Below are 10257 nucleotides of genomic sequence, written 5' to 3' on the forward strand. Positions count from 1 at the left end.
GATGGCGGCTTTTAACAAAAGATACGATTAGTACGCGAAGTTCAGATTAACGTAGAACGCTCGCTCTGCCGCCGGGTAATCACCTGCGGTTTCATATTCCTCATCGAACAGGTTCGCCACTTTACCACCTAGGGTAATGTTGTTCGAAATGTCGTATTGCGTAGTCAAATCCCAAACCGAGTAAGCATCCAGCATGCCACCACCTGAGAAGTTTGGACGCTCGCCTTGGTACATAAACTGCGTACCTAGCAACACATCACCCAACCATACTGATGTGCGCCATTTCGCGACTTCTTTTGCTCTACGCGCCAGTTGCTCATTCTTCGACAAATCTTTTGGATCGCGAAGTTCAAGTGACACTTGGTTATAAACTGAGCCTAGGTCGAAATCTGCCATCAGCTCAATACCTTTGATACGCGCTTCTTCAACGTTTTCTTGTTTACCATTTGGCCAGCTACCCGAGTAAACGATCAGGTTGTCGATGGTATTGATGTAACCATTCAGGCTCCAGCTTACATCGTACGTCGTTCCCTCAAAGCCAACCTCTACATTCTCTGACTCTTCAGGTTTCAAGTTAACATTACCGCTCGAGCCATAAAGTTTGTCGAATGTAGGGGCTTTAAACGCCGTACCGTAGCTTGCAAATAAACGGTAGTCTTCGTTTATCGTCCACCCGGCTGAGATCAAACTGGTGGTGTTGCCACCAAACTGGTCATTGTCGTCATGGCGCACGCTACCTTCCAGCAAAATGCTGTCCGTAACATTCCAGTTAGCCAAACCGAACACACCAATATTTTGACGAGGATTATCTTCCATTGAATCAATTGAGATAAAGCTACCGTCGAGGATTTTCTCCAACGTCAAATCAACGCCAGCGGTCAGAGCCAAGTTTTCTCTCGCTTGGTAGCGAGACGTCAAGCTTGAGTAAATTTGGCGAATTTCACTGGTTAGGTTATCTGCTGATGGGCTAGCACCTTCGGCATAGTCATAATTCTTTTGCTCGCCCACTTCAACGCGCGCTAGGGTGTTCCACTTGCCTGACGTGTAGCCAGAATCCGCACCAATAGATTTACTCTCAACCCAAAGGTATTTCTTCTCACCCTTACCGCCCGCATAGCCAATTTGGTTCTCGTACCAACGACCAATAACGTTTGAGTTCCAGTTTTGACTTGGCGCGTAGCTCAAACGAAGCGATACGTTTTTACTTTCAAACCCATGCTCGTCATCGGCTGGCGCAATGTCTGGACGAACGTTGTAACCGTCAACTGACTCCAAGCCCCCCATCAATTGCATAGACAGGTTATCTGTCAATTTGCGGGTAACGCCAACATCTGCCGAAGCAGTGCCAAAGCTGCCTCCGCCAATACTAAAACGCGTTGATTCAGCGTCGTTACGGGTAATAATGTTAATCACACCACCAATCGCGTCAGAGCCATAAACCGTTGCACCAGAGCCACGGATCACTTCAATACGCTCTACTGTATTAAGCGGCAACATATTGAAATCGACCGTACCTAGCATAGTACGAGGGAGACGAACTCCGTCTACCAGCACCAATACATGACGAGACTCTGTACCACGCAAGAAAATCGACGCGTTTTGCCCGCGACCACCGCTTTGGCCAATCTCAATACCCGGCAGCGTTTTCAACGCATCAACCAAGCTGTTTGCTTGAAGTTCTTCAAGGTCAGTGCGAGTAAGAACAGAAACAGGTGCGAGTACAGTAGAAACGGGCTGTTCAAATCGAGAGGCGGTAACGACCATTGTGTCGTCGATAGAAGGGGTGGTTGTTTCGGCGTGCGCAAACACAGCCATTGGCAGCATTCCAGCTACCCAATACTTATGAGACATATCAGATCCATTTTCGCGTGTATCTAATGATGTCAGGAAATCCTGAGACCATATTGTAACCCAGCTGATATTCGGACTTAGAGACGACCTACGATGACGACTTCCCATACTCTATGTTCATAGGAATACAGTGTCTGGCTTTTGCCATGTCATTTTCGTTTCTCATTACCGCTGCGCGCCAGTTCTGGACTTACACCAGATTCCCAGCTGGAAGTAAAAAGCGCGCCGATTATAGATAAGTCAGCGCGCCTTTAATACTTAGATTATGAGATCTGCCCCTAATTAGCTTGGAAAGTGCTAGGAAGAAGACATTCGGAAGTTAGTAGTTGATGCTGATGTAATCCACTTCTTCGACATCCAGCTTCATCTTGATGTACACGGTCAAGACAAAGAAGAAGTTTGCAAGTAAGTTAGCAAACCTTGGCAGCGTAGGCTCAAACGTCTCGCCCGACTCATCTAAACGATGAAGTAAGCGGACGGTTTTCTTTGCACCGGTACGACATTGATGTAATGCCATCACAGCAACGGGGCCTCGAGGCAACACGAAGCGCGAGACACGACCGCGACTTTCTTCGTTGTAAAAGTCATATCGCGCATGCAGCCACTCTAAGTCTTCCTCAAAGATGCCATTCTTGCCACGAACAGAACCATTGAGATGATAGATTTTAGGGTGAAGCGTTTCCAAATCTGCCACGACATCGTCAAAACCCTCAGGCATCTGTGCCAAAACCATCCCTACCAAGCTACACAGCTCATCAGTATGAATTTCGTAATCACACGTGAGTGCAGATTCATAAATAAAGGGGTAACAAATCTCTTTGCGATTTTTCGACTTTTGAATACTCATTGGTCAACTCAGTCTCTTAAGGTTGTGCCAATCTTATCCTAACCGATATGTTTACGCTTCTGCTGGCGAAAAAGTCAGCGAAAAGGCTGGACAATACAGCTTGGCTACATACAATTTGCGCTCATTTTTAGTTATGCAGGTTAGGTAATATGAGCAACACCCTGATTGACACCAGCCAATACCAGGCGCAACTGGACGAAAAGATTGCACGTATGCAATCGACATTTTCCGAGTTCAATGCCCCTGAGTTAGAGGTGTTCCCATCACCAGACAAGCACTACCGAATGCGTGCTGAGTTTCGCGTCTGGCATGAAGGCGACGACCTTTACTACATCATGTTCAATCAGGAAACCAAGCAGAAGTACCGTGTGGATCAGTTTCCACAGGCAAGTCGCATCATCAATGATTTGATGCCACTGCTGGTTGACGCCATCAAACCGATTGAAAGCCTGCGCCGTAAACTGTTCCAAGTAGACTTTCTGTCTACCATGAGCGGTGAAGTACTCGTTTCTATGCTTTACCACCGCCAATTGGATGAAGAGTGGGAGGCCAACGCTCGCACACTCAAACAACGCTTAAATGATGAAGGGTTCAATCTCAACCTCATTGGTCGCGCACGTAAGCAAAAAATCATCCTTGACCGTGATTACGTGTTGGAAAAACTCACTGTCGATGGTCGACCTCTCACCTATCAGCAAATTGAAAATAGTTTTACCCAGCCAAACGGTAAAGTGGCTGAGAAAATGCTGGAATGGGCCGTTGATTGCACGCAAGAAAGCACGGGCGATCTGCTTGAGCTTTACTGTGGTAATGGTAACTTTTCACTGGCGTTGGCAGACAATTTCGATCGCGTGCTAGCCACTGAATTGGCAAAGCCGTCGGTTGAGTCAGCGCAGTTCAACATTGCCATCAACAAGATCGAAAACGTACAGATCATTCGCATGTCTGCGGAAGAGTTTACGGAAGCGATGGAAGGCAAGCGCGAGTTTCGTCGTCTGCAACAAGCAGGTGTCGATTTGAAGAGCTATAACTGCAATACCATCTTTGTCGATCCACCGCGCTCAGGCATGGATGAAGGAACCTGTCGCATGGTGCAAGGCTACGATCGTATCCTCTATATCTCGTGCAATCCAGAAACGCTAAAAGAGAACTTAGCCATCTTATCTGAAACGCACACTATTTCGCGTTTCGCATTATTTGATCAGTTCCCATACACACATCACATGGAAGCTGGCGTTCTGCTTGAACGAAAATAAGCCAAGATAACAGACAAAAAAGGAGCCGATAGGCTCCTTTTTTGATATTAGCATTTCGACAATGATGAATTGATACGCTGTGCGAGGCTCAGTTGCTTAACCCCAACAATGACGAATCATGATCGCCACTTACTCGCTGGCTGTTTCTTCTTTCTTGTTCATCGTCAGCCAGCCCATTTTGTGAACGACCCAGAAAGCCAACAGCATGGTGACAATGATCGAGAAGAAGTTACCGCCAAGATCCGGCACTTGCATACGAACAAAAGCGGAATAGCCAAACGCACCCACAAGGAAACAAGCAAACGCGATCAGCGGTGTTCCTTCAGTCAGCGGTTGATTAACGTGTTGCTGGTAAAAGCAGTATACCGACAGCACGAATGCAATAACGGGGAATACGGAGAAGGCAACGCTATCGATAAAAAACGTTGCGAGAGTCGCACTGCCGCACAAACCGGCGAGCACAGCGAGTAGAAGAAATTTACGCTCTGATTGGTGATTCTGTTCCATAATTTTTACCTGCCTGAAGACAACTTATCCTTGAGAGCATTACGTTCACGTTCTTTTCGATACCAATACGCACCTTTTGACAGCATGCGAAGCTGAGTAACCAGTCGCTCTGCAAGCTCAGCACGAGCACGCTTGTCCAAATCCAGCGCTTCAGCACCGGAACTGAACACCAAAGTCACACATGCCTCAGCTTGATTATAGGCTTCTTCACGCGTCAACCCTGCGGTTGCTTCGAAATATTCTGTCAGTTCCGCAACAAAGTGTTGGATCTCTCGTGCGACAGCGGCACGAAATGCCGTCGACGTACCCGAACGTTCACGTAATAGCAGCCGAAGTATATTAGGGCTACTTTCAATAAATTCCATGAAGGTTTCCACCGACGTTCTTACCACACTGCCTTCTGTAGCAATACGTTGGCGAGCTTGGCGCATTAACTGACGCAGCAACAAACCGCCTTCATCGACCATGGTCAAACCCAGTTCATCCATGTCTTTGAAGTGACGATAGAACGACGTTGGCGCGATACCAGCTTCACGCGCTACTTCACGTAGACTGAGGTTGGAAAAGCTCCGGTCTGCGCTGAGCTGGCTAAATGCCGCATCAATCAGCGTTCGCCGAGTTTTTTCTTTCTGTTGTGCTCTTATTCCCATCGCCAGTGTTTACCTCATGAAATCTAAGAGCAAACTATACTCGCTTTTTTTCATCAGTTCAGTGCCTGTGAGTAGCACTTTTTGTAATCCTGAGTTGGATCACCGACTTGGTGATTCATTTTTGCACTTAATGGTACGCACCATCATTGCTCGCGCCACTTTTAGTACATATTGCATTCGATACTTACAAATTTGAGCTATGTCGTTCACACCTTCCACGCTCTAGAATCTGCACTACGTCGTCTTACTCCTGCTCAATAAATAAGGCCAGCCTAATGAAATATACCCATATTGCCGTCAGCTTCCTGCTATTGGGATACTCGTCGATAGGACATGCACAGCTTGCTCCTGAGGAAGGTATCAGTGGCAATTTTTCTTTATTGGCAGCCGTATCGTCGACCGACTCTACTTTATCCACCACTGTTGATGCTCATTTACCAAATGGCGAACAGGCGCGATCTGAAGAGCTTCTCGGAGCCGGACTAGGAAACATCACTTATACCTTTGGCGATGAGTTAAATAAGCAATTATTCATCGGTACATCACGTGAAGATATTGCAACCGGCCTCATCGCATTGGAAATGGGTTACCGCCACTTAACCCATTCAGGCACAACATTCAGCTTGGCATTTTTACCCACGGTATTAACAGACGAAGTATGGCAAGACCCATATAACTGGGACACTTCACGCGAAAAAACAGACAGAAATGGCAATGCATACCTATTGTCATTATCTCACATCAACGGCTCACCATTTTCCATCGATATCGGTTTTGCTAACATCAAAATTGATGAGGAAAAATCAGGGCAAACTCACCTCGATAGGCCTGAACAAAAGAGTATGAATCGTAATGCTCATAGCTATTTTGGCAAACTGAGTTATCAAGAAATGCTCACTGTCACGAGTGGGTATAGTGTTTCTCTGCGTTACCTTCACCACGATACCGAAGGTAACGCGATGACATACAATCACCTCAGTGCTGAAGGAACCTGGTTCAAGCTCCACAATCGCCATAAATTTGCCGCGACACTGGCAACGGGCTTATCCAAATTCGATAAAACTAACCCAATTTTTGAAGAGCAACGATCCGACGCTCAATACTCTGTATTTGGTGCTTACGAATTCGTATCCTTGTTTGGAAATGAAAATTTGTCGTTCCTATCGTTGGCAAGTTACAGCAATCATCGCTCCACCATCGATTTTTATTCTTTCGAAGAATATTTCTTCTCCTCGGGTTTCAACATCTCATTTTGATGGCGTTTCGGCAGCCATTCCCATTATTGAACGGTTTTTCATTAATGTAGCGTGATCACCTACGCTGAATAGTAGAGAGTGTATTCTCGTTACGTAACATGGGCGTTACACTTATCACCAAACAACCAGAATATAATGAAAACAAAAGGTCATACGGATATGAGCAAAACGACCCCTACATCGTCCAGCCATTTTGATGTCATCGTGATCGGCAGTGGGCCCGGCGGCGAAGGTGCTGCAATGGGTTTAACCAAAGCAGGATTACGCGTTGCCGTTGTTGAAAAAGAAAGTACGGTAGGTGGAGGCTGTACTCACTGGGGTACCATTCCGTCCAAAGCATTAAGGCACACCGTCAGCCGTATTATCGAGTTCAATCAGAGCCCGATTTATACTGGTGACAATCAACATATTCACAGCACATTTTCTGCCATCTTAGGCCATGCGCAATCCGTGATTGGAAAACAAACTCGTATGCGTCAGGGGTTCTACGACAGAAATCTCTGTACCATTCTGCACGGCACTGCGCGTTTTAGTAACACGCATGAAATGGAGCTCACAGCTGCAGACGGCACCATCGACAAATACACTGCCGATAAGTTTGTGATTGCCACAGGCTCTCGCCCATATCGCCCTAAAGATGTTGATTTCACACACCCTCGTGTTTATGACAGTGACTCCATCCTCTCTCTACAGCATGATCCGCGCCACGTCATTATTTATGGAGCGGGTGTTATTGGCAGCGAGTATGCTTCTATTTTCCGTGGTTTAGGCATCAAAGTTGACCTCATCAATACGCGAGATCGCCTGCTGTCCTTCCTTGATAACGAAATGTCAGACTCGCTGTCTTATCACTTCTGGAATAGCGGTGTTCTGATCCGTAATGATGAAACCTACGAGAAAATCGAAGGCACAAAAGAAGGCGTTATCCTTCACCTTCAATCTGGCAAGAAGATGAAAGCCGATTGCCTGCTGTTTGCCAATGGTAGAACCGGTAACACAGATGCACTGAACCTAAAAGCGGTGGGGCTGAAAGCTGACTCCCGCGGACAACTGAGTGTGAATGACAACTATGGCACTGCCGTTGAACATGTTTACGCCGTGGGTGATGTCATTGGCTACCCAAGTCTAGCCAGCGCTGCCTATGACCAAGGCAGAATTGTTGCTCAGGCGATTGTCGAAGGACAGGCAAATGGTCGACTGATTGACCATATCCCTACTGGTATTTACACCATTCCAGAAATCAGCTCTGTGGGAAAAACCGAACAAGAACTCACTGCAGCTAAAGTGCCTTACGAGGTAGGTCGCGCCCAATTTAAACATTTAGCACGAGCGCAAATTGCGGGTATGGATGTGGGCAGTTTGAAAATATTGTTCCACCGTGAAACCAAAGAAATCTTGGGTATTCACTGTTTTGGTGAACGTGCTGCTGAAATTATTCACATCGGACAGGCCATTTTCGAGCAAAAAGGCGAAGGCAACACGCTTGATTACTTCATCAATACAACGTTCAACTACCCAACCATGGCGGAAGCGTATCGCGTCGCTGCATTGAATGGTTTAAATCGTTTGTTCTAACCAGAGAAGTATCACCTTAGAAACGAAAAAACGGAGCGAATGCTCCGTTTTTTATGCCGTTAACCTATCGACAGACCTCTGGGCTGTGATCTGTATTTTTTAGCCTTCGAGACGCACGATGTCACGCCATGGCAAATCCGTATCACCCATGACAATGAAGTTAGGATTTTCTAACGAATCCCGCTCGTTGTAGGAAAGCGGAGACAGGGTAGTATCGAGAATACGACCGCCCGACTCTTCAACAATGCACTGCGTCGCTGCAGTATCCCACTCTCCTGTCGGACCGAGACGTAAATAACAATCAACCGCTCCTTCAGCAACCAAACACGACTTTAATGCAGCAGAGCCTAGCGGCACTAAGTTGTAATTCAAACTCGGTGCTAACCGTTCAGTGATTGCTTTAATGTTTTGACGTCGGCTGATGGCGATAGACAGTGATTTTACGTCACCATCATGCTTCATGATCGACAGACGGACTTTTTCACCATCAGGCATCACTTTCCACGCACCGAGCCCTTTCGCGGCATAATACGACACACCAGAAACAGGGCCATAGACGACGCCCATAATTGGCTGATTATTTTCTACCAACGCAATGATTGTCGCGAAATCACCGCTGCCCGCAATGAACTCTTGCGTGCCATCTAGTGGGTCGACCAACCAGTAACGTGTCCATGTTTCGCGTTCTTCGAGAGGTACAGAGGCATCCTCTTCAGACAAAACAGGAATATCTGGTGTCAGTGCGCTTAAACGCTCTGTAACAAGCTTGTGTGCAGCCATGTCAGCGCTTGTAACTGGCGTATCATCGCTTTTGATGTTCTTTTCAAAATCGCCACGCTGATAAATATCTAAGATCACTTGCCCTGATTCACGAGCAATCTCTATGACAGGTTGCAATAGCTGTGACAGCTCCATACCTTACTCCTTTTGGGCTCTCACACTACGACTTTGCTTGGCTGACAATGGTCACCTTCACAGACGTCCCTACAAACGGTTAACGGCTGTTCAACTGCCTCAATGCCAACATTAATGCAGTAATACTGCGAGCTTCCCCAAAATCGACGTGCGCTAATAATTCTTCTGCCTGCGCAAGCGGCCAGCGGACCAATTCCAATGGCTCGGGTTCATCGCCCTCGAGCTTCTCTGGGTAAAGGTCCTGCGCCAGTAACAGGGTCATCTTGCTGGAAAAATACGACGGTGCAAGCACCACTTCTTTCAGCGGGATCATATGATTGGCACCAAAGCCAATTTCTTCTTTTAATTCTCGGTTAGCTGCTTCCAAAGCGGTTTCACCAGGATCAATGAGTCCTTTAGGAAAGCCTAGTTCATAACGTTCTGTGCCGGCGGCATATTCTCTGACCAACAACATATCGCCATTGTCTGTCACGGGGACCACCATTACGGCGTTTCGTCCGCTTGGTTTCATTCGCTCATAGGTGCGTTCAACACCATTACTAAAGCGAAGATCTAACGCTTCAATTTGAAATAACCGCGATTTCGCGACTACCTTCGCATCAAGAATTTCTGGTGCTACTGTCTTTTGCGTCATCATTCTCTCCTGCAGAAGCCTAACCGTTGAAGCTCAACCGGTAACGCCCTTCTCCATCTGGCGCGCCCAACCAACCCAACTGGCCTTTGATACCCTGAGGCAGAGCATCACCCGGAATAAACCACCCGCTTACGCTATATTGCTGGTCCGGTGACAAAGATAAATTAAATTCAGTTTCAAGAGCTTCCGAATCACTGTCTCCACTCACCAATACACGACCGGTGTCACACGTTAGTTGTGCCATCACCAAACCAGGTTCAACCGACCCCATTGGCGAGTCAACACTACCTTGCGACCAAGCCAGCGTGCCGTCAAGCACATCACAGAAAGGTTGCTGCAATTGGTAATCACGAAGAGTGAGATCAAACTGCCCTTTTAAACTAACAGGCATTGGATAAGGGATAAATGATTGAACAAAGTGCGCGGGCGCAGAGAGCAGCAATTGATTTGCATACACCCCACTAAAGCCATACCCAACGTTGCCACGTACAGAGAATCCGGGCACGCCGGAAACGCGAACACCGAGATCCGCCTTCCCTGCTAACAGTGCGAGTGGGTTGAACTGCCAATTGATGGCACCAAGAGACTGACCTTGCCAACGAAAATCTGACGCCATGCCATTCCAGATAGTTCCAGATACGCCATTCACTTCCAACCCGTTTACAGGCGGAATGTAGCGAAAAACAAAACTAGCTGGAGTATGCACCACAACACTAGTCAGTAAGACCAGTACAAACACGATACTCATGAGGACTGTGCGCTTCAT

10 protein-coding genes and 1 riboswitch are annotated in these 10257 nt (G+C 47.1%); of the genes, 3 read left to right on the top strand and 7 right to left on the bottom strand.

Annotated elements, in window-relative coordinates; genetic code table 11:
• Positions 1–27 precede the first annotated feature (27 nt).
• Together LRP50_RS23835 and LRP50_RS23840 are read right to left on the bottom strand one after the other, a co-directional pair.
• Positions 28–1851, bottom strand: coding sequence for a TonB-dependent receptor domain-containing protein (locus LRP50_RS23835; RefSeq protein ID WP_274166919.1), 1824 nt, complete (start codon positions 1849–1851; stop codon positions 28–30).
• Positions 1852–1896: 45 nt separating this feature from the next.
• A riboswitch (cobalamin riboswitch) is annotated at positions 1897–2096 on the bottom strand.
• Positions 2097–2170: 74 nt separating this feature from the next.
• Entirely contained in the window at positions 2171–2698 is a 528-nt protein-coding gene (locus tag LRP50_RS23840) for an ATP--cob(I)alamin adenosyltransferase (RefSeq protein ID WP_274166920.1), read from the bottom strand.
• Between the two features lie 149 nt (positions 2699–2847).
• Here LRP50_RS23840 and trmA point away from each other — a divergent pair, with 149 nt between their 5' ends.
• Positions 2848–3954 (top strand): tRNA (uridine(54)-C5)-methyltransferase TrmA, encoded by a 1107-nt coding sequence (gene trmA / locus LRP50_RS23845; RefSeq protein ID WP_274166921.1) that lies wholly within the window; start codon positions 2848–2850, stop codon positions 3952–3954.
• Positions 3955–4083: 129 nt separating this feature from the next.
• On the opposite strand, the gene LRP50_RS23850 is transcribed toward trmA, so the two are convergent.
• Positions 4084–4461: a YijD family membrane protein gene (locus tag LRP50_RS23850; protein ID WP_274166922.1), complete on the bottom strand. Its 378-nt coding sequence runs from the start codon at positions 4459–4461 to the stop codon at positions 4084–4086.
• Between the two features lie 5 nt (positions 4462–4466).
• Positions 4467–5111, bottom strand: a complete 645-nt coding sequence (fabR, locus tag LRP50_RS23855; protein WP_274166923.1) for an HTH-type transcriptional repressor FabR — start codon at positions 5109–5111, stop codon at positions 4467–4469.
• 275 nt (positions 5112–5386) lie between these two features.
• Here fabR and LRP50_RS23860 point away from each other — a divergent pair, with 275 nt between their 5' ends.
• A complete protein-coding gene (locus LRP50_RS23860; protein WP_274166924.1) occupies positions 5387–6367 on the top strand; it encodes a DUF2860 family protein in 981 nt (326 codons plus the stop codon).
• Positions 6368–6526: 159 nt separating this feature from the next.
• The gene (sthA, locus tag LRP50_RS23865) at positions 6527–7942 is read left to right on the top strand and encodes a Si-specific NAD(P)(+) transhydrogenase (RefSeq protein ID WP_274166925.1); all 1416 of its coding nucleotides are present in this window, start codon (positions 6527–6529) and stop codon (positions 7940–7942) included.
• Positions 7943–8041: 99 nt separating this feature from the next.
• Here sthA and cysQ read toward each other — a convergent pair whose 3' ends face one another.
• From cysQ to LRP50_RS23880, 3 genes are all read right to left on the bottom strand, one after another.
• The gene (gene cysQ, locus LRP50_RS23870; RefSeq protein ID WP_274166926.1) at positions 8042–8857 is read right to left on the bottom strand and encodes a 3'(2'),5'-bisphosphate nucleotidase CysQ; all 816 of its coding nucleotides are present in this window, start codon (positions 8855–8857) and stop codon (positions 8042–8044) included.
• A gap of 79 nt (positions 8858–8936) precedes the next feature.
• Positions 8937–9491 (bottom strand): ADP compounds hydrolase NudE, encoded by a 555-nt coding sequence (nudE, locus tag LRP50_RS23875; RefSeq protein WP_274166927.1) that lies wholly within the window; start codon positions 9489–9491, stop codon positions 8937–8939.
• Positions 9492–9510: 19 nt separating this feature from the next.
• Positions 9511–10257 (bottom strand): type II secretion system protein N, encoded by a 747-nt coding sequence (locus LRP50_RS23880; protein WP_274166928.1) that lies wholly within the window; start codon positions 10255–10257, stop codon positions 9511–9513.

Source organism: Enterovibrio gelatinilyticus (genome assembly GCF_028683095.1).
Taxonomy (GTDB): domain Bacteria; phylum Pseudomonadota; class Gammaproteobacteria; order Enterobacterales; family Vibrionaceae; genus Enterovibrio; species Enterovibrio gelatinilyticus.